This window comes from Flavobacterium sp., assembly GCF_017744675.1.
GTDB lineage: Bacteria > Bacteroidota > Bacteroidia > Flavobacteriales > Flavobacteriaceae > Flavobacterium.
In genome coordinates, this window is sequence record NZ_JAGIAV010000004.1 from 828,330 (window position 1) to 847,871 (window position 19,542).

Sequence of the window (19,542 nt, forward strand, 5' to 3'; positions counted from 1 at the left end):
GCATCTTTCATCTTTTCACATCTCACCTCTCACATTTCACAAAAGATTAATTAATAAATGATTTCAAAAGCGGGCAATTGTATTGTTTAAACACTGATGTTGTTTTATAAAGCGAATAAAAATCTCGAAGTTCTTTTCCGGCTTTAAAAGCTGGTCTTTTATCATCTATAAAATCGGCATAATATCCGTAATAGTTGCATTCGAAAAGCATTAGGCTTGCCATGGCTTTTTCGTTGCTATTTTTAGACATTTTAAGCGCTTTTTGATAATATGATCTTGCCGTATTTAAATGAAAATAATTTCCGTTTTGATACTTCTTCTTATTCTCAGTGTTATCGCCATAAACGTAATCAATATAAGATTCTCCAGAGGTCCAATCGTAAGCGCTCATCATCCAGGAATTTCCTAAATACGAAACATTAAAATACGCATGCGCCAATTGTAAATTGCTTGTGGCAGTATTTTGCTTTTTCAACTGAATCAATTTGGCAATAAAATCTCTTTTATTAAAATGATAATCGAATTTGCGCTCTTCCTGTTTTTGAAGAATCTTTGGTTTAAACGGATCTTCGTTTAAATAATTTTTAAACTCATAATTTTTATCCCAAAAGTCTTTTGGCATGCTGGCAAATGTCTCGTAAGCCAATTCGAGATTATTATTTCTAAAAGCAATGGTTCCTTTTAAATCTTTGTAGTAATTGACATCTGGCGCGATTGTTCCTGTGCAAAGATATTTTTCAAACGGCGTTTTATTTTCTTTCTTCTGTAAAGCCATTAATCGATCCATATCTTCAACCGTAGCATGACGATCAAAATAACCTAAATAAGTGTAAAAATAAGGATTACTGTATGCTGAATATTCTCCTCCGTTTTTAATATCAGATTTCATAAAAAATAAACCTGCGGAAACTGCGTCGCCTTTTTTATAGAATTCTTCGCTTGCAATACGATACAAACTGTATAAATTTTTAAATAATCCGCTATCCTTTTCCACCAAATTTTCGATGGAATTGAAATACGTAAAAAGCTGGTTTTGCACTTTTTCATTCTTCAAATCATCTTGTTTTAAAGAAACCAAAGCCAAAAGCATGTTCTTCTGCATTTGTATAGACGGGTTGGCATTTGCAGAAATCATGGCAGTATATTTCTTTCCTAAATCTATTTCATCGTTTAAAAACAAAATCTGAGCGATTCCCGCACTTAAATAATCTCTTTGTTCACCAGAAGTTTTACTATGAATACTTATTAAAAAATCACGAACTTGTCTAAGATAAAATATATCTTTAGTATAATTTTTCGCTCTAGCAGTGGCATAATTTTCATACCAAATATCTCTGTCAAATACTACCGAAGGCGTTCCGTCATTGGTGTACTGAGGCGTTAAGATCCAGTCTTCGAGTTTGTTGATTTCTCTACCAATTAAAAAACTCAAAAGCAGGCTATTTGGGTTCAGTTCATAAACTTTTTGAATTGTTTTTAAATCAGGTGCCGGATTTCTAAGACTTTCGATAGCCAAAATTATACTGCGTTCTTCATCATTTTTTGCCAAAGCCAAACTTTCGTTTGTCAGCTTCCAGTTATAATGCTGTAAAACGGCAAATGATTTTTCTTCGCAAGAGGCAAATACTTTACTTAAAAGATAATTCTGCATTGGTAAATTGTCTATACACAACGCTTTATAATATAATCCCCAAGGTTTTAAAATAGTATTTGATTCTTTGTCCAAATACGTATCATACAATCGAATAACTTCTTGTTTGTTTCCGCCATAAAAGCTGTTTCTTAGATACACAAACGCGTATCGCTGTTTTAAAAAATCGTCTTTAACCGATTTTATCTTTTTATCAAAATCAGAATCTATTGATACATTATTATACACTTTTCCATTAATATCACTCCAAGATTCCCATTTACTATATTGAAGATTATTGTATTCTAAACTTTTAGCCAATACTATATATTTTAAAAAGGCTTTATTTCTGGACAATAACAATGCTTCAACAAATGTATTTTTACTAAATGTCTGTTTTAGCGTTTTACTTTCAAATGCATTCTGAAACTGTTCAGAATCTGTTGCATATAAGATCGCATAAATATCTTCGGGCTTAACGCCAGCGCCAAGTTTTTTCTGCCATTCTTTACAATTCAAATCCCAATCGGCTGTAGAAATTGTATTGGTCGAATAATACCAATCTGCCGAATAATAAAACGGTGTTAGTCTAAAAAAGCCTTCTCTTTCTGCTTTAAACAAAGCCAAACGAGATGTTTCGGGCGAAACGCTCCATCCACAGGCAAAAGAAAGCTGAACACTCAACAGTAAAAACAAACTGCTAAAAACTTTCATAATATTTGGAAATATTCTGGATTCCATAATCTTTAATGTATTTTTTGTCAAAAGAGAAAAACGTTATTTTAGTCTGATTATCAATTGCGATTTTACTTTTAATAATTGAAATCATTTTTTCGAGTTCGGCGTCAGAAATTTTCTCAATCCTAATTTCATCACCGTTTCGCAGATACGTTTGTCCAACCAAAATATCATCTTGCAGCAAATATTTGCCATCAGAAACTTTCTTAAGTTTTATCGTATCATTCAATATGTTTCCATAATCAGATAAAATTCCTTTAAACTGATTTCCTCTAAAAACAACGGCCCAACTGTACAACGGCAACGCTACATCTAGCTTCAATTTATAGTCGCTATGCGTTATATATTGCTGCAATTCATTGCTTGTTCCTATAGAATTTTTAGTCTGCAAATCGTCTGGTTTCGAGATATTGTAACACATCAGCAGCCCTTTATCTACTGGCGGAGTTCCCGCTTTTGTTGCATATTTATATTGCCATAAACGAATGGTAGCGGCAATCTTGGCATCTGGAAACTGATTTTTTACTTTTTCTAATAAATAGAAATAATTTTTTCTCGATTTCTCTGTCCAATCACAATCAATCAAAATTTCTTTAAAATCAACTTTCAGTTTTGCCAATTCTAGCAATCTTATCGAGTCGTAATTGAGACTTTTATAATCTTTCTGTTTGTAATAGTCTTTTGGATATACAATTCCAGAGGCAATTCTTTCTGCTTTTCGTTCAATAATTTTCTGCCCTACTTCCTGGACACGTTTTGCAATTCGAATAGCCAGCGTATCCAACTGTTTTTTATTGGTATTTAAAACCACATCATTGGTAATAAAAATAGACGGTGTAATCTCTGGAGTATTTTCGTTAAACCAAACATTGTTGATTGTAGCAACAGGAAGCGCTTCTTTGGAATAGGGATTCCAATCGATGTCAAAAAAACGGACATACATGTGTTTTATTCCAATTTTACTTATCAAAGAATCGTCTTCTTCTTGAAAATACAAATCGGTTTTCCAATAGCAAAAAGATCGTACAACATCATGATCTTTTACGCACCCCATACCGTTTAAGACCAGAAAAAGCAAAATAATAACCGTATTCTTCATAACATCAAAATTCCTACAAAAGTATATCGAAATTACCATTAATAAATATGAGAATCTGATTTATTTATGAACAAGTTTTGCTTTTGATTCTTACCTTTGCAAAAATTTTTATTTTATGTCAAATATATATTTAGGATATCATTTTACAATTGAACCAAAAGAACTTGGATCAGAAATTTTAGTGGCTGAATTGGGCGAAAAAGCGTTTGAAAGTTTTACGGAAACAGAAAACGGAATTTCGGCTTTTGTGAAGAAAGATTTATGGGATGAGAATATCCTAGATGATATTTATATTTTACAGTCTGAGGAGTTTAAAATTGAATATACCATTGAAGAAATCGATCAGGTAAACTGGAACGAGGAATGGGAAAAGAACTTTGAACCAATTGATGTGGATGGAAAATGCCACGTTCGCGCTCCTTTTCATCCAAAAACTGATGCTGAGTTTGATATTGTAATCGAACCTAAAATGAGTTTTGGAACTGGTCATCACGAAACCACTCACATGATGATTCAGCATTTACTAGAAATGGACGTAAAAGGTTTGAAAACTCTTGACATGGGTTGCGGAACTGCAATTTTAGCTATTTTAGCCGAAATGAAAGGTGCAGAACCAATCGATGCTATTGATATTGACAATTGGTGCTATTTGAACTCTATTGAAAATGCTGAACGCAATAATTGCAAACATATCAGCGTTTATGAAGGCGATGCCGCTTTATTGGCCGGAAAAAAATACGATTTGATTATTGCCAATATCAATAGAAATATTTTGTTGAATGATATGCAGGCTTATGTTGACGCTTTAAATCCAAAGGGAGTTATTCTTTTTAGCGGTTTTTATGAAGAAGACATTCCGTTTATTGATGCTTCATGCGTAGAAAAAGGTTTAACTTATGTTAAAAAGCTACAGAGAAACAATTGGGTATCTTTAAAATACGTAAATTAGATTACTGATAATCAATTCAGTACAAAAACCTATATTAAATATGAGTACTAAAGAAAAAGTAAGAGAAAGAGTTCGCGAAAAAGAAGCCATTGCTTTTAATAACGAGATCATTGTGTATAATGATGATGTAAACACTTTTGATCACGTAATTGATACTCTTATGCGTGTTTGCGACCATACGGCAGAACAAGCCGAACAATGCTCTCTGATTGTACATTACAACGGAAAATGCACTGTAAAGACAGGTCCGATTGAAAAACTTAAACCTCAATGCACACAACTTTTGGAAGCTGGTCTTAGCGCCGAAATTGTTTAATTGCAAATAATTTAAAAAGCATTCTATTTTATTCTATATTTGGAAAAAATAGAATGCTTTTTTTATGGAAGAATACGGAAAAATATTAATTATTGCAATGCCGGTTTTTTTAGTCTTAATTATTATTGAAAAAATTTACGGCATTTATATAAAAAACGACACTGCTCCATTAATAGACAGCGTATCGAGCATTAGTTCTGGCATTACCAATTCGGTTAAAGATGTTTTGGGTTTAAGCGTTACTTTTCTTTCTTATGAATGGCTCGTTTCTAAAATCGCATTACAGCATTTAGAAGCCAATGTTCTCTCCTATTGCATCGCTTTTTTTGTGATTGACTTTTATGGCTATTGGAGCCATCGTCTGGCACACCAAATTAATTTTCTTTGGAACAAACATGCCATACATCACAGTAGCGAAGAATTTAATCTCGCTTGCGCGCTTCGTCAGCCCATTGCGAGTTTGGTCAATCTTTTCACTTTTTTATTGATTCCTGCAGCGCTATTGGGTGTTCCTGCTTCTGTAATAGCTATTACGTTGCCTATTCATTTATTTTTGCAATTTTGGTATCATACCAAGCATATCAAGAAAATGGGATTTATTGAGCATATTCTAGTAACTCCTTCGCATCACCGTGTCCATCATGCCATTAATCCAGAATATTTAGACAAAAACCACTCGCAGATTTTTATTTTTTGGGACAAACTTTTTGGTACTTTTCAAAAAGAATTAGACGATGTGCCACCCGTTTTCGGAATCACAAGGCCTGCCAATACTTGGAATCCTATTAAAATAAATTTTCAGCATTTGAGCTTGCTCATAAAAGATGCTTGGCGCGCTCCAAAATGGAAAGACAAATTAACTATTTGGTTTAAGCCAACAGGCTGGCGCCCTGAAAATTTTGAAGAAAAATATCCTGTAAACAAAATTGAAAATGTTTTTGATTTTGAAAAATACGGCACGCAAAACTCTCAAAAACTAATCTACTGGTCTCTTGCACAAGTTTTAATAACATTACTATTTGTAAGCTATCTGTTTGACAACATTGCCAAAATCGGACTTCCAAATATTTTTATTTACGGCTTTTTTATTTTTATAACTATATATAGCTACACAGAGTTAATGGATAAAAATCGATTTGCTCTTTTGTTGGAAGGAATCCGATTAGGGATTGTAATTTGTATTATTGGCTATTATGGGGATTGGTTTGGTTTAAACCATGTAATTCCAATTAGTAATTATATTATTTTTACCTACCTGATCCTGTCTTTTTTAACGACACTTTATTTCGTCAATTTTGAATTTAAAACCAACCAAAACCAATACATCACTTCATAACCCCTATTATGAGAAACTCTTCCTTTTTCAAAATTTATGTCGCATTTAGTATAGTTTATCTCATTGTTCTACTTTTTGGCTACGAGCGATTTGACCTTTTTCTTAAACCCATTTTAATGCCTATTATTGGTTTTGGAGCCTTTTTCTATAAAAAATTTCAGAGCAAGAATATTTTACTGGCAGCATTAGCACTTTCATGGCTTGGAGATGTAATCTTGCTTTTTACCGACCTTGGAGAGATTTACTTTATATTAGGACTTGTATGTTTTCTTAGTGCTCATGTCGTGTACTGCGTTCTTTTTAATAAGCAGAAAAGAATTAGAAAAAAACAAAATAAACCGCTTTTTATATTGGGCAGCATCTTAATTGCGATCTATTTAATCGGAATGGTTTCTGTTTTAATGCCTTATTTAGGCGAACTTGAAATTCCGGTTTCTATTTACGCTTCGGTAATTTCAATTATGCTTTTGTTTGCTTTCAACGGATTCTTGGTTTGGGAGAAACCTGGAAATCAGCTTGTTTTTTTTGGAGCGCTTTTCTTTGTAATTTCTGATAGCATTTTGGCCGTAAATAAATTTTATGCTCCAATTCCTAAAAGCTCTTTTTTTATAATGCTAACGTATCTTCTGGCACAATATCTGATTGTAGTTGGTGTTTTAAAACTAAATCCAAAAAAAGCAAAACAAGCCGTTTAACTTTCGCAATAACCTTAACCATGAAAAAAATAGCACTTTTACTCGTTTTATTGATTAGCGCTTCGTCTTGTATAAGTACAAAATCGACTTTAAAAAATGTAGATGATAATGCGCCAGATTTAATTCTGAAAAAGGACAATACTTTTTCTATAACCCAATTTGCTAAAGACAAAAAGTACGGTTACGATCCTGATTATCCTATTAATATATTTTTTCAAAACACAAACAATGAAGCTTTAAACGAAGCCCGTTTCTTAAATGCTCTGGCTGGTCCAAACGGCGAAAAAATAACGTACACTAGATTAGAAACTTGTTGCCCTTTTCCGACTAAAAGAAGCAATATGGGGGCTGGATTCTTGAATGTTTATGAATTGAAATGGGATGGACAAAAAAAGCCTATTAAGCTTTATTTGAATGTTTATGAAAAAGGGATTTTGATGGTTCCAATGGGATTGAGGTTGAAACAGAATTAATATTCAATAACAAAAAATGATTAAATGTCTAATAATATTGAAAATAGAATTAGTTTTTGGAGGGATTTGTGGGAAGATTTAATATTAAACTTCTTAAAGAAATCTTATGGCCTTTCTCTATACAGTCCACATATATTAGTTGAAGACATCATAACAGAAATAGAAGAGAACTCTTTTCAAAATTTGGATAACAAAAAATATTTTTATGATAAAATATCTTTCTATTTAATGAATGATGTCATCGTTAAAAATCATTTCTATTCAAGTTTTAAAATTCTTAGGTCTGTATTTAATTCTGATAAGAATAATTATATTCTGGAAATTTCTAAAAAAATAAAAAATCAATTTCAAGAAGGTTTGTATTTTAATTATTGCTTAGAAAATTTAAATAATGAACTAAATAATGATGAAGAAATAACATTAAATTTCATAACCACAATAAATTATTTAACTCAAAATATAATTGTAGAATTTATTAAAAAAGGGTATGTTTTAGAAGATATTAAAAAATTCTCAGATAATATATTTTCCGATTATCGCGAACAGTCAGGTATTATTTCTACTAAATTCCCTCATAATTTAAGTGCCAGCAGCAGCGTCTCTAATCAATCTCAATTTTATGCAGATGTTGTTTATTTAATGAATAACTTACAAAATAAAGACCGTATTAATGCGCTTTCAAATTATTTTTACAAAAAAAAAGAAAAGGCACATTATATATTTATAGTAAAAGGATTAAAGGGTTCTACAAACATTGAATTAGGAAATGTTACCTTGTATTCGTTAGAAAACAAAAGATTTATTGTTAATGATGAAGATCATTCTCACCATGAAGATTTACAAAAAAAGAATACGAACCAGTCAAAAAAATTTATTCAAGCAGCAGTAGAAATTGATTATTTACTTCCTAAATCTTCATTAACAAATGCATTAACAAAACTAGAAAATACTTTAGATCTAGTTTCTTGTTATTTTAGAACAAAGACGGAAATAGAAATAGATTCATCTAGCTATATAATTGTAAAAGATGGAAAGTTTATTTTTTCTTCTCATGGTCTAAACAAAAAAGAAGATCCAATCAGATTCAGAGACTCACTTATTTTAGATGATTTTGAAAATGAGTTAAATGGCTTAAATGATTTTTCTTATTTATGGTGTAATACGAAAATACACAAAAAGGGTCAGTCAAAATTGTTAAACGCCATACATTGGTTTAGTAAAGCAGAGCAATCAATCAAACAAGAAGATAAAATGCTAAACTATTGGATTGCAATTGAAAACCTATTTAATTTAGAATTTGACATAACTAATGACATTCTAGCAGGCAACAAAAAAAGAAAAATACATCTAATACAAGAAATTATCTCCTCTACCCAAATTTTTAATTACATATATGATTATGGATGGGAATTATATCGCCATTATGAACATATTGCATTAAACCAAAGATTTTCAAAAAGGAAAAAATTATCAGAAGAAATTATTATAAAAGCAAACTTACTGGTTGATCCAGGAAATACAATTTATTTGGAGAAATTTATTGATTCGCTAGAAGAAATAAAAAATCATGAAAATGATTTGTTTATATTACAAAAGCTAGAAAATTTAATTTCTTTCTATAAAGACGCAAATTTTACAAAAAAAAGCATTCATGAACAAATTGATGTTATTCAAAATGATGTTCTAATGATTTATAGATTTAGAAATCTAATTGTTCATAATGCTCATTTTGATAATGCGTTGTTACCATATTTTGTTTGGAAAATAAGAAATTACGCTGGTACATTAATTAGAAAACTAATTCAGGAATTGAAAACTAATGATATTGAACTGTCTAATTTAATGATTCAACTATTTATAAACAAAGAGCATTTCTTAGTCGAATTAGAAAATGGAAACGTAAATTTATTTAATGATAAAGTATAATTTATTTTTAGAATAGCTATATAATTAAAACGATAAAAATATTTTGACATCTATAATTCAGCTTAATTTCCAGAAAACAATTCCGAGTTTTTTAATCATAAGAAAAAAGCTATAATTTTAACAATACCCCATCTTAAAATAATCTTAAATCTTCATCCGAAACTCATAAATCATAACTACCTTTGCATTGCAAAAAAATAATTTTATGAACATACAACATATTCCTCAAATTAAGCATACTGACAGCGGGAATTTCTTTTTATTGGCGGGGCCTTGTGCTATCGAAGGAGAAGAAATGGCGCTAAAGATTGCTGAAAAATTAGTTGGTATTACCGACAAACTTCAGATTCCTTACGTATTTAAAGGATCTTTTAAAAAAGCAAACCGTTCTAGAATTGACAGTTTTTCTGGAATTGGCGACGAAAAAGCATTAAAAATCTTAAGAAAAGTTTCAGAGACTTTTCATGTTCCAACTGTAACCGATATTCATACTAACGAAGATGCTGATATGGCTGCTCAATACGTAGACGTGTTGCAGATTCCTGCTTTCTTAGTTCGTCAAACAGATCTTGTTGTAGCTGCTGCCAATACTGGTAAAACAGTAAACTTGAAAAAAGGACAATTTATGAGTCCAGAAAGCATGAAACATGCTGTTCAAAAAGTATTAGACTGTAACAATGAGAACGTTATGGTTACAGATCGCGGTACTATGTTTGGTTACCAAGATATGATTGTTGATTTTAGAGGAATTCCTACTATGCAGCAATATGCTTCTACAGTTCTAGACGTTACCCACTCTTTACAGCAGCCAAATCAAACTGCTGGTGTTACGGGCGGAAGACCTGATATGATTGAAACGGTAGCAAAAGCAGGTATCGCAGTGGGTGTTGACGGTATTTTTATCGAAACGCACTTTGATCCAGCAAACGCAAAAAGCGATGGTGCTAATATGCTTCACTTAGACTATTTTGAAGGCTTAATGAACAAGTTAGTTGCTATTAGAAAAACAGTTAACGCATTTTAAATTATAATACTTAAGTTCTTTGAAAACAAAAATTTTATTTTTCTTACTGACTTGTGTTTCTTTAAGCACATTTGCTCAGGAAGAAAGCACAGTAGATAAATATGCGGCACATAATAAAGGAAAATTCTTTGTGTCGTGGGGTGGTAACAGAGAAAGCTACTCAAAATCGGATGTAAACTTTAGAGGTAAAGATTACAACTTTACAGTTGAGAATATGGCCGCTCATGACAAACCAAAAGGATACCATATCGATTATGTAAATCCTGCTAATATGACCATTCCTCAAACCAATTTGAGATTAGGTTATTTCTTTAGCGATCATTACAGCGTAACAATTGGTCTTGACCACATGAAGTATGTAATGACACAAAATCAGATAGCAAATGTAAACGGATATATCAATTTGCCTGCAAACGATCCTGGATCTTTCTACAACGGTGTTTATAACAATACTCCTGTCGATATGTCACTATATGGTGCTCAGGAAGGTGGTTATGATATGGGTACTGTTCAAGGAAATCCTCCTGCTTTTTTAATGTATGAGCACACAGATGGTTTAAACTACATCAATACTGAAGTTTCTAGATTTGATGATATTTCAAAATTGTTTCGTCTTCCAAATATTGATAAAGTTCAAATTAACTTAACAGAAGGATTAGGAGCTGGTCTTTTGTACCCAAAAACAAATGCGACTCTATTAGGAAAAGAACGTCATGATGATTTCCATTTTTCGGGTTACGGTCTTTCTGCAAAAGCTGGTCTAAATATTACCTTCTTTAAACATTTCTATATTCAGGGAGAATTAAAAGGCGGATATATCAATATGCAAGATATTAGAACATCTGTTAGCAACGAAGATAAGGCTTCACAAGATTTCTTCTTCTTTCAAAGAATTATCGAAGTGGGCGGAATTTTCAGAATCTAATATAAGTTTAGAAAATATAGCAAAAATAGTTATCATTAATTTGGTAACTATTTTTTTTATCATTTACTTTGCATCTCAAAGTACTTTAAATTTTACTTTATGAAAATCAAAAAATATCTGTTTCCAATAGTTACATTCATCATAAGCTTTGGCTGTGCTTTATTTGTTGCTATAAAAGTTTTTCCTAATAATCCTTTTACAGGAGAAACTAAAACAGAAAAAACAGCAGTTAGCAAGTTTAAGGATGGAGATCTTATTTTTCAAACTTCAGAATCAAAACAATGTGAAGCAGTTCGTATTGCAACTAATTCGAAGTTTTCTCATTGCGGAATTATATATGATATTAACGGAAAATGGTTTGTTTTTGAAGCCGTTCAGCCTGTAAAACTTACTCCGCTTGAAGATTGGATCAAACATGGAAAAGACAGCAAATATGTGGTGAAACGATTAAAAGATGACAGCATTCTAAAGCCAGAAATTCTACAAAAAATGAAAGACTACAGTCAGCAATTTGATGGTAAAGAATACGATGCTTATTTTGAATGGACCGATAATAGAATTTATTGCTCTGAATTGATCTGGAAAATCTATAAAAATGCGGCAGGAATAGAATTATCTAAACTTAGAGAATTGAAAGATTTTAATTTAGAAGATCCAAGAGTTCAGAAGATACTAAAAGAACGTTATGGCAACGATATACCATTGGAAGAAAAAGTTGTTGCTCCTTCTGACATTGCCGATTCTAATATATTGAAAACCTTAATAGACACTTATTAATATTGAAAAAGCTAGTTCTCTATTTTCTAGCTTTTTTATTTATCATTTTACTTTGAATTTCAAAGAACTTTTAAAAAAACTACACTTTATGAGAGATTATTGGATTGAAAAACTATATGAATGTTCTAAAAAACCGTATCAAAAATATTTCAAGAAAAACGAACCTTGGAATATTGATAAAAGTCTACTAATGAAATATCCTGAAGAGAGCCTTGGATTTGGCTTAGGAAATTTTCTGCACAAAAATCATTTTGATATTCAGGAAAAACTGGAAGATCATGATGTCATTCATGTTCTTACCAATACGGGAGTTTGTGTATACGAAGAAATCGGAATGCAGTATTATTTGCTAGGAAATGGCAAAAAGAGCCTGTATCTGTTTATGGTGATTCTAACAGGAACCGTTTTTTATCCTAAAAGAATGGACTATTTCATTAAACAATATAAAAGAGGAAAACAGGCACTTCCATTTCATTATCTCGATTTTTCTAAAATGCTTTTTATGCCTGTTCAAACTATTCAGCACACTTTTAAAATCTAAAAATTATGAAAACAATTTATGATCCTTCCGAAGAAAAACAATCTACAGAATTAGCTATAGGAACATTTCTAATCACTACGCTTCTGTTTATGTTTTATATCATTTCCAATCAAAATTCTATGGTTCTGATTATTGCATGGCCTTTTGCTTTAGCTGGCATTGTAGTTAACTCTATTATGTTTTTTCATTTAGCAGAAAAATTTATTCATTTACCCCAACATCGAAGAGACATCGGAGTAAAGATTCTAATCTTGCTTTCTAATATTCCGATTATTTTTTTCTATTATTTGGTTGTGATGAAATCTTAATTTTAATTTTCCGCACATTCCGATGGATTGAAATCCGTCGCTACAATATGAATACGTTCCTACGGAATTTAATGAGCACAAAAAAAGCCACAAGTAAACTTATGGCTTTTTGGGTTTTTATAATCTGAATCTTAATTCGCTTTTTTGATTTCGATTCCGTTTTGGTCTAATAAATACATCAATGAAGCCATTGTTGCTGCACCAAGTTCCAATTCTCTTTTATTGATAGCATCAAATTTATCGTTTGCTGCGTGGTGATAATCAAAATAACGTTGAGAATCTGGCTTTAAACCTGCTTTTACTATTGCTTGCGAAGTTAAGTGATTGATATCTGAACCTGCATGGCCAATTGTAAAACTGTGCACTAAATAAGGCTCAAAAAGATCTTTGTAACCTTGGATTTTTTTCAAATTAGCATCATCAGCTTCAATTGAGAATCCTCTTGGAGAAAATCCTCCTGAATCGCTTTCTAAAGCAAAAATATGGTTCTCTTTCTTTTCTTTTGAAACTTCTTCATATTTAGCACCGCCTTTTCCTCCGTTCTCTTCATTCATAAACAATACCACACGGATCGTATTTTTTGGCTTATAGTTTAAGTTTTTCAAAATACGAATTACTTCCATACTTTGCACTACCCCTGCTCCATCATCATGAGAACCATCTGCCAAATCCCAAGAATCTAAATGTCCACCAACAACCATAATGTTTTCTGGAGTTACAGTACCTGTCAATTCACCAATTACGTTATAAGACAATGCATCTGGTAAAGTTTCGCAAGATTGTTTGAAATAAAATTTCAAAGCTGGATTTGCTTTTAAAGATTTACTCAACAACTCAGCTCCGTTTGTACTAATTGCCGCTGTTGGAATATATTGCGTTTTTGGCAAATCTCCGTAACTCTGAGCTCCTGTATGAGGAAAATCGTCTAAACGCAAGTTCATAGAACGAACAATTGTTCCGACAGCTCCTAATTTTGCAGCTTCTTTTGCTCCTGCGTATCTTTGGTCAACACAAGCTCCATAAGAAGTAAAAGTTTCAATGTTTTCAGGATTCATTGGTCTGTTGTAGAAAACAATTTTTCCTTTTACTTTATCTGATCCAAGCTCCGTTAATTCTTTAATTCCTTGAACTTCGATTATTTCTGCCGTAAGACCCGTTTTTGGTGTTGCAACAGAACCACCCAATGCACATATTGGCACATTCGTTTTTACTTTTCCGTCAAGGATAAAAGCAGTTTCTTTTTCGCCTCTAACCCAGTGAGGCACCATAACTTCTTGCAAATAAACTTTATCAAGTCCTAAGCTTTCCAATTGTCTTTTAGTGTATTCAACAGCTTGTTCTGCACCTTTAGATCCAGACAGACGAGCTCCGATATCGTTAGACAAATATTCCAGCCACGTGTAACATTTTGACTCTGTTAAGGCTTTTTTGTAAAATAATTTGATGTTTTTTTCATCATTTGTCTGCGCAAACAATGTCAATCCGTTTAAAACTAATGCAGTTAAAAGAATCGTTTTTTTCATAGTTTATATAGTAATTTTGGAGTTTATAGTGCTTTTGGCACATTCACAAAGGAACAAAATTATTGACAGTTCTGAGTTTTTTTCTAAAGCTTTTCTCAAAAAAAAGCTCTAATTGCAAATTTTTCAATTTGCAATTAGAGCTTTTACAGATTTTATAAATAAAGATTATTTTACTTCAATAATCTTATTTTTTGTTCCGATTCCGTTTTCATTAAAAGGTTCAATTGTAAAATAATATTTTGTGCCTTTATCCAAACCTCTAAAATCATACGTATTATCTCCATACACCATAATGCTATTGTATAATTTGTCTGGTTCAATTCCGTAATAAATATTATACCCAATTGCATCGGCTTGTTTTTTCCAAGAAATTATAGCATTTCTAGAATCTGCTTTATTTCTATCTACTTTGAAAGCAGCAACTGCTTTTGGTTTTGCTGCCAATCCGTTTCCAAAAACTCTAAAATCTGAAATCGCAAATAAACCAGATGCATTATGAATGTTTTCCATTTTAATATAACGCGCTTTAATCGGTTTTATAAGCTCTACATAATCGTGAGGCGCATCTTTATCATTTTTAGATTTATCAACTACCAAAGTCCAATTTTGAGCATCATCAGACATGAAAATTTTATATTGATAATAAATATCCATTGCCTTATTAAACTGTGTCGCTTTATGATCTGCATAATTAATCTGCAACGCATTTATTTCCATTGGTCTTCCTAAATCCATTTGAAGCCATTCGCCAGGGTTGCTCGTTTTGGCAGACCAATAAGTCTGAATATTTTCATCAGTTAGATTTTCAGGTCCGTAACAGAATTTCTCATACACTTTCTTTCCGCCATTATCCATTCTGTGCGTCTCCACTTCCATACATTCTTCGGAAGAAGAAACTGTTACAGGCTTTTTATAAGAAAGCAACATCCATCCAGAAGAAGCTCCCTTTGTTTGATCGCGTTGAGCTGTTGGCAATACAATTGGAAAATCCCCATAAGCTGTAATAGAATACATTACATCATCTTTGTCAAATCCAGCAGGAAACATATCAATACGACGCTCAAAACGATCTTTTATAGAAATTTTACAGGTTCCTGTATTCCAATAATTTCCGTAATTATCTGCAAACGTATTTCCGTGTCCGGCTCCAATTACAAATCCGCCTGGTTTATACGACATTGGATTGTGTTTCTGATAGGTAAATGGTCCTAACGGATTATCTCCAACATGAACACCATTTGCATACCCTTTAAATTCGGTTGCTGGTGCACCATATTGCATATAATATTTTCCGTTGTGTTTGGTCATCCAAGCTCCTTCAATGAAATTTCCCCACGGTGCAGGCTCCATATCGTTATTTGGCCCGAAACGCTCCCATCCGTGTGCTGAAGGATCTAGAATAGCCACTTCTTTAATTTGTCCGTAAGGTTTTTGAATATCTTCTACTTCGGTTGCTTTATACAAAGTTGCATAATCTGCTTGATTTCCTTTTGGAAGCCAAGTTTTGTAGTCAACCTCAACGCCAACTAACGGTAATTTTCCGCTTGAACCATAGTACATGTACACTTTTTTATCATCGTCTTGAAAAATCGCTGGATCCCAAGTTGGCAACATTGCTTTGTCTACATGACGTGTCCATCTTCCTGATTTTGGATCTGCTGTTTTCCAAATTGGATGATCTCTTTTCCAAGTTGAACCTACATAAAATAAAGTGTCATTTACAACCCAAGCTGCAGGAGCGCACTGATCGTCATCGCCAGGCTGCCTTTGGAAACTTCCGTAAACAAAATTCCAGTCTGACATGTCTTTACTCCAAAAGAAACCCGCCTGATTGGTCGCAAATAAATAATACTCGCCTTTGTACGTAATAATTACAGGATCGGCGCTAGAACGGCGTGATTCTGGAATTCCGTTATGATTGTGCGTTGTATAATTATATCCAATATTTATTGGATTACAATAGGTTGTCGCTGGTCTGCTTGGATCAAACCACTCTGTTTTACCAGAATTTTGTGCCGAAAGACTACTTCCAAAAAGTATCGAAAGCAATAAAATTGGCTTTAATTGTTTGTATATCTTCTTCATTGTTCGATTTCTACAGCTAAAAGCTTTAGCTTATTTTTTAATCTCTTTTCTTTCCTTTAAAAGCTCGGGCTCGTTTGTGGTGATGTAATTGAATTTGTGTTCTATAATCCAATCCATATCTTTGGCATCATTAACGGTCCAAGCATTTAGAATAACTTTGTTATCCTTGGCTTCTTGTATCCACTCAGGATGCTTTTGAAAAACAGAATAATGATAATCTACACCATTAATTTTATCTGCTTTTACCTCTTTTGGAGATTTATTTCCTTCCAAATATTGCAAAGAAGTTTTAGAATCTATAGCTCTGATTTTCTTCAAAATATCATAATCAAAACTGATGTAGCAGGTATTTTTATTGGCTTTTAATTTTTTAATGGTTTCGACGGCAGCTACACCAGTTTTTTGTCCTCTTTCTTTACTAATTTCTGAAGGTTTGATTTCGCAAACCAAAAGTGTGTGTTTGTTATTTCTTATTCCCTCTGAAATATATTCATGAAGGGTTGGAAGTTTTTCTCCGTTAGAAAGCTTAAATTTTATTAAATCTGCGTAATTGGTTTCTTCAATAAGCAGTTTATTGTAATGCGCATCGTGATTGATTACAAGCGAATCATCTGCTGTTCTCCAGACATCAAATTCTGAACCTGGCAATTTTAAATCTATCGCATGTCTTAAGGCGGCAATCGAGTTTTCTGGCAGGTTGTTCTTTTTCCAAGCTCCTCGATGTGCCACGATTGCATTTTTCTGTGCATTCCCATAAGAAAAAGCCATAAGGCATACTGCGCTAAATATTTTTAAAGTATTCATATAATCGTAGTTAAAAAATTACAAAAAGGTCTTTCGTTTTAGAAAAAAAGCCCTCCAAACGAAGGGCTTTTCACTAATCAAATAAACCAACTATTTAGTTAACTCAAAACTAACTTTCTTATCGGCGTTTGAATTTCCTCCCACGAAAATATCAAACTGCCCAGGCTCTGCTACAAATTGTAAATCAGAGTTATAAAATTTTAAATCTTCAACCGTAATGTCAAAACTTACGGTTTGTTTTTCACCTTTTTTAAGTGCTATTTTTTGGAAACCTTTTAGTTCTCTAACTGGTCTTGTTACCGAACCAACTAAATCTCTAATGTATAATTGAACTGTTTCTTTTCCGTCAAAATTTCCAGTATTTGTTACATCAACTGTTACTTTCAATTTTCCAGAAGCATTCATTTTATCAGAAGAAATTTTCAAGTTCGAATAATCAAAAGTGGTGTAGCTTAAACCAAATCCGAATGGGAATAAAGGCTCGTTTCTTTCGTCAATATAATTTGATCTGAATTTTTCGAATTTACCTTCTGTGTTAGAAAGCGGTCTTCCTGTATTTTTGTGTGCGTAGTAAATTGGCAATTGTCCAACGCTTCTTGGGAAAGTTGAAGTTAATTTTCCAGAAGGATTTACGTCTCCAAATAAAACATCAGCAATAGCATAACCTGCTTCTGTACCAGCAAACCAAACGTTTAAGATTGCAGGAACCGTTTTTTCTTCGTCAGTAATCACTAATGGACGTCCGTCAAATAAAACTAAAACAACTGGTTTTCCTGTTTTTAATAAAGCGTTTAATAAATCTTTTTGCGCTTGAGGAATATTTAAGTTTGTACGGCTGCTTGATTCTCCACTCATTTCAGCAGATTCTCCTAAAGCCGCAACAATTACATCTGACTGTTCTGCCACTTTTAAAGCCTCAGCCAACATATCTTCTTTTGAACGTGAATCACGGTGTAATGTTTTTCCAAACATTGTCGCATTAGTTTCAAAAGTCTCATCGTAATCTAAATTGCTTCCTTTTGCATATAAAACTTTTGTTCCTGCTCCAGCGACTTCTTTAATACCTCTCAATAAAGAAACAGCATTTTCCATTTTTGTAGCCACACTCCAAGTTCCAGGCATGTTTTCTTTAGCATCTGCCAATGGTCCGATTAAACCAATCGTTCCAGATTTTTTAAGTGGCAAAAGCTGATTTTGGTTTTTTAATAATACTAAAGATTGTGCTGCAATATCACGTGCTTCTTTACGGCTATCATTTGTAAAAATCTCCGTTTTAGCTCTTTTTTCGTCACAATATTTGTACGGATCTTGGAATAATCCTAAGTCGTATTTTGCTTCTAAAATCAATTTTACAGCATTATCAATTGTTTCAATTTTTACCTTTCCTTCATCCAAAGATTTTTTCAAAGTTCCTAAGAAACCTTCTCCTACCATATCCATTTCAACACCAGCGTTTAATGCCAAAGCTGAAACTTGCTGTAAATCTCCCATTCCATGAGGAATCATTTCAGGAATACCTGTAAAGTCTGTTACCACAAATCCTTTGAAACCCCATTGTTTTCTTAAAACATCTGTCATTAACCATTTGTTTCCTGTTGCAGGAATTCCGTCAACTTCGTTGAAAGAAGCCATTACAGAACCTACTCCTGCATCAACAGCTGCTTTGTAAGGAGGGAAATAATCGTTAAACATTCTGATATGGCTCATATCTACAGTATTGTAATCGCGTCCAGCTTCTGGAGCTCCGTACAATGCGAAGTGTTTCACACACGCTAAAATGGAGTTGTTTTTAGAAAGATCGTGCTGTTGATAACCGTTTACCATTGCTTTCGCAATTTGGCTTCCTAAATATGGGTCTTCTCCTGAACCTTCAGAAACTCTTCCCCATCTTGGATCGCGAGAAATATCAACCATTGGAGAGAATGTCCAGTTGATTCCGTCTGCACTTGCTTCTTTAGCCGCAATTTGTGCACTTCTTTCAATTAATCCCATATCCCAAGTACAAGATAATCCTAACGGAATTGGGAATGTTGTTTCGTAACCGTGAATTACATCCATACCAAAAAGCAACGGAATTTTTAAACGGCTTTTTTCAACCGCAATCTTCTGCACTTCTTTAATTTTTTGAACTGATTTAATGTTAAACAAACCACCCACTTTTCCTTCAGCAATATTTTTTGCCACATTTGAGCTGTTTGCCTGCCCTGTGGTAATATCACCAGATGTTGGCAAGTTTAACTGACCCAATTTCTCGTCTAAAGTCATTTTTGACATTAACTCCGCCACAAATTCAGACTTTGGTTTAATTTTCACTGTATTTTTAGTTGTCTTTTTTTGAGCATAACCCAAAACAGCACATCCTAAAAAAAGTAAGACTAATTTGTTTTTCATTC

At 32.8% G+C, this 19,542-nt stretch carries 17 protein-coding genes; 11 read left to right on the forward strand and 6 right to left on the reverse strand.

Annotated features, from left to right (window positions below; translation table 11 throughout):
- Positions 1-46: 46 nt before the first annotated feature.
- Positions 47-2,371: a hypothetical protein gene (locus J7574_RS13845; RefSeq protein WP_290969468.1), complete on the reverse strand. Its 2,325-nt coding sequence runs from the start codon at positions 2,369-2,371 to the stop codon at positions 47-49.
- Positions 2,331-3,467 carry a hypothetical protein gene (locus tag J7574_RS13850; protein WP_290969471.1) on the reverse strand — a complete coding sequence of 379 codons (1,137 nt, stop codon included), beginning with the start codon at positions 3,465-3,467 and terminating at the stop codon, positions 2,331-2,333. The genes J7574_RS13845 and J7574_RS13850 overlap by 41 nt, the downstream gene beginning before the upstream one ends.
- A 115-nt stretch (positions 3,468-3,582) precedes the next feature.
- On the opposite strand from J7574_RS13850, the gene prmA reads away from it, so the two are divergent.
- The 11 genes from prmA to J7574_RS13905 all read left to right on the forward strand — a co-directional run bounded on the left by prmA (position 3,583) and on the right by J7574_RS13905 (position 12,737).
- A complete protein-coding gene (gene prmA, locus J7574_RS13855) occupies positions 3,583-4,416 on the forward strand; it encodes a 50S ribosomal protein L11 methyltransferase (protein ID WP_290969474.1) in 834 nt (277 codons plus the stop codon).
- Positions 4,417-4,456: 40 nt separating this feature from the next.
- Positions 4,457-4,732 (forward strand): ATP-dependent Clp protease adaptor ClpS, encoded by a 276-nt coding sequence (locus tag J7574_RS13860; RefSeq protein ID WP_095927736.1) that lies wholly within the window; start codon positions 4,457-4,459, stop codon positions 4,730-4,732.
- Positions 4,733-4,796: 64 nt separating this feature from the next.
- Positions 4,797-6,068, forward strand: coding sequence for a sterol desaturase family protein (locus J7574_RS13865; protein WP_290969479.1), 1,272 nt, complete (start codon positions 4,797-4,799; stop codon positions 6,066-6,068).
- A gap of 116 nt (positions 6,069-6,184) precedes the next feature.
- Positions 6,185-6,763, forward strand: coding sequence for a lysoplasmalogenase (locus J7574_RS13870; protein ID WP_290969483.1), 579 nt, complete (start codon positions 6,185-6,187; stop codon positions 6,761-6,763).
- 20 nt (positions 6,764-6,783) lie between these two features.
- Positions 6,784-7,236, forward strand: a complete 453-nt coding sequence (locus J7574_RS13875; protein ID WP_290969485.1) for a 2-dehydro-3-deoxyphosphooctonate aldolase — start codon at positions 6,784-6,786, stop codon at positions 7,234-7,236.
- A gap of 24 nt (positions 7,237-7,260) precedes the next feature.
- Entirely contained in the window at positions 7,261-9,162 is a 1,902-nt protein-coding gene (locus J7574_RS13880; protein ID WP_290969488.1) for a hypothetical protein, read from the forward strand.
- 205 nt (positions 9,163-9,367) lie between these two features.
- The gene (kdsA, locus tag J7574_RS13885; protein ID WP_290969491.1) at positions 9,368-10,186 is read left to right on the forward strand and encodes a 3-deoxy-8-phosphooctulonate synthase; all 819 of its coding nucleotides are present in this window, start codon (positions 9,368-9,370) and stop codon (positions 10,184-10,186) included.
- Between the two features lie 19 nt (positions 10,187-10,205).
- Positions 10,206-11,111 carry a hypothetical protein gene (locus J7574_RS13890; protein WP_290969493.1) on the forward strand — a complete coding sequence of 302 codons (906 nt, stop codon included), beginning with the start codon at positions 10,206-10,208 and terminating at the stop codon, positions 11,109-11,111.
- 99 nt (positions 11,112-11,210) lie between these two features.
- Positions 11,211-11,888 (forward strand): YiiX family permuted papain-like enzyme, encoded by a 678-nt coding sequence (locus tag J7574_RS13895; protein ID WP_290969495.1) that lies wholly within the window; start codon positions 11,211-11,213, stop codon positions 11,886-11,888.
- A gap of 88 nt (positions 11,889-11,976) precedes the next feature.
- A complete protein-coding gene (locus tag J7574_RS13900) occupies positions 11,977-12,429 on the forward strand; it encodes a hypothetical protein (protein ID WP_290969498.1) in 453 nt (150 codons plus the stop codon).
- A 5-nt stretch (positions 12,430-12,434) separates the two neighbouring features.
- On the forward strand, positions 12,435-12,737 hold the full coding sequence (locus J7574_RS13905) for a hypothetical protein (protein WP_290969501.1): 303 nt from the start codon (positions 12,435-12,437) through the stop codon (positions 12,735-12,737).
- 131 nt (positions 12,738-12,868) lie between these two features.
- Here the strand turns inward: J7574_RS13905 and J7574_RS13910 are convergent, their stop codons facing one another.
- The 4 genes from J7574_RS13910 to bglX form a co-directional block, all read right to left on the reverse strand.
- Positions 12,869-14,260: a M20/M25/M40 family metallo-hydrolase gene (locus tag J7574_RS13910; protein ID WP_290969503.1), complete on the reverse strand. Its 1,392-nt coding sequence runs from the start codon at positions 14,258-14,260 to the stop codon at positions 12,869-12,871.
- 165 nt (positions 14,261-14,425) lie between these two features.
- Positions 14,426-16,345 (reverse strand): discoidin domain-containing protein, encoded by a 1,920-nt coding sequence (locus J7574_RS13915; RefSeq protein ID WP_290969505.1) that lies wholly within the window; start codon positions 16,343-16,345, stop codon positions 14,426-14,428.
- A gap of 30 nt (positions 16,346-16,375) precedes the next feature.
- Positions 16,376-17,149 carry a glycerophosphodiester phosphodiesterase family protein gene (locus tag J7574_RS13920; RefSeq protein WP_290969507.1) on the reverse strand — a complete coding sequence of 258 codons (774 nt, stop codon included), beginning with the start codon at positions 17,147-17,149 and terminating at the stop codon, positions 16,376-16,378.
- A 90-nt stretch (positions 17,150-17,239) separates the two neighbouring features.
- A complete protein-coding gene (gene bglX, locus J7574_RS13925; protein WP_290969509.1) occupies positions 17,240-19,540 on the reverse strand; it encodes a beta-glucosidase BglX in 2,301 nt (766 codons plus the stop codon).
- Positions 19,541-19,542: the final 2 nt, after the last annotated feature.

What these genes read in the sequence shown, in the direction of transcription:
- J7574_RS13845 (WP_290969468.1), bottom strand. Translation starts at nt 2,371, where the DNA reads ATGGAATCCAGAATATTTCCAAATATTATGAAAGTTTTTAGCAGTTTG.
- J7574_RS13850 (WP_290969471.1), bottom strand. Translation starts at nt 3,467, where the DNA reads ATGAAGAATACGGTTATTATTTTGCTTTTTCTGGTCTTAAACGGTATG.
- prmA (WP_290969474.1), top strand. Translation starts at nt 3,583, where the DNA reads ATGTCAAATATATATTTAGGATATCATTTTACAATTGAACCAAAAGAA.
- J7574_RS13860 (WP_095927736.1), top strand. Translation starts at nt 4,457, where the DNA reads ATGAGTACTAAAGAAAAAGTAAGAGAAAGAGTTCGCGAAAAAGAAGCC.
- J7574_RS13865 (WP_290969479.1), top strand. Translation starts at nt 4,797, where the DNA reads ATGGAAGAATACGGAAAAATATTAATTATTGCAATGCCGGTTTTTTTA.
- J7574_RS13870 (WP_290969483.1), top strand. Translation starts at nt 6,185, where the DNA reads ATGCCTATTATTGGTTTTGGAGCCTTTTTCTATAAAAAATTTCAGAGC.
- J7574_RS13875 (WP_290969485.1), top strand. Translation starts at nt 6,784, where the DNA reads ATGAAAAAAATAGCACTTTTACTCGTTTTATTGATTAGCGCTTCGTCT.
- J7574_RS13880 (WP_290969488.1), top strand. Translation starts at nt 7,261, where the DNA reads ATGTCTAATAATATTGAAAATAGAATTAGTTTTTGGAGGGATTTGTGG.
- kdsA (WP_290969491.1), top strand. Translation starts at nt 9,368, where the DNA reads ATGAACATACAACATATTCCTCAAATTAAGCATACTGACAGCGGGAAT.
- J7574_RS13895 (WP_290969495.1), top strand. Translation starts at nt 11,211, where the DNA reads ATGAAAATCAAAAAATATCTGTTTCCAATAGTTACATTCATCATAAGC.
- J7574_RS13900 (WP_290969498.1), top strand. Translation starts at nt 11,977, where the DNA reads ATGAGAGATTATTGGATTGAAAAACTATATGAATGTTCTAAAAAACCG.
- J7574_RS13905 (WP_290969501.1), top strand. Translation starts at nt 12,435, where the DNA reads ATGAAAACAATTTATGATCCTTCCGAAGAAAAACAATCTACAGAATTA.
- J7574_RS13910 (WP_290969503.1), bottom strand. Translation starts at nt 14,260, where the DNA reads ATGAAAAAAACGATTCTTTTAACTGCATTAGTTTTAAACGGATTGACA.
- J7574_RS13915 (WP_290969505.1), bottom strand. Translation starts at nt 16,345, where the DNA reads ATGAAGAAGATATACAAACAATTAAAGCCAATTTTATTGCTTTCGATA.
- J7574_RS13920 (WP_290969507.1), bottom strand. Translation starts at nt 17,149, where the DNA reads ATGAATACTTTAAAAATATTTAGCGCAGTATGCCTTATGGCTTTTTCT.
- bglX (WP_290969509.1), bottom strand. Translation starts at nt 19,540, where the DNA reads ATGAAAAACAAATTAGTCTTACTTTTTTTAGGATGTGCTGTTTTGGGT.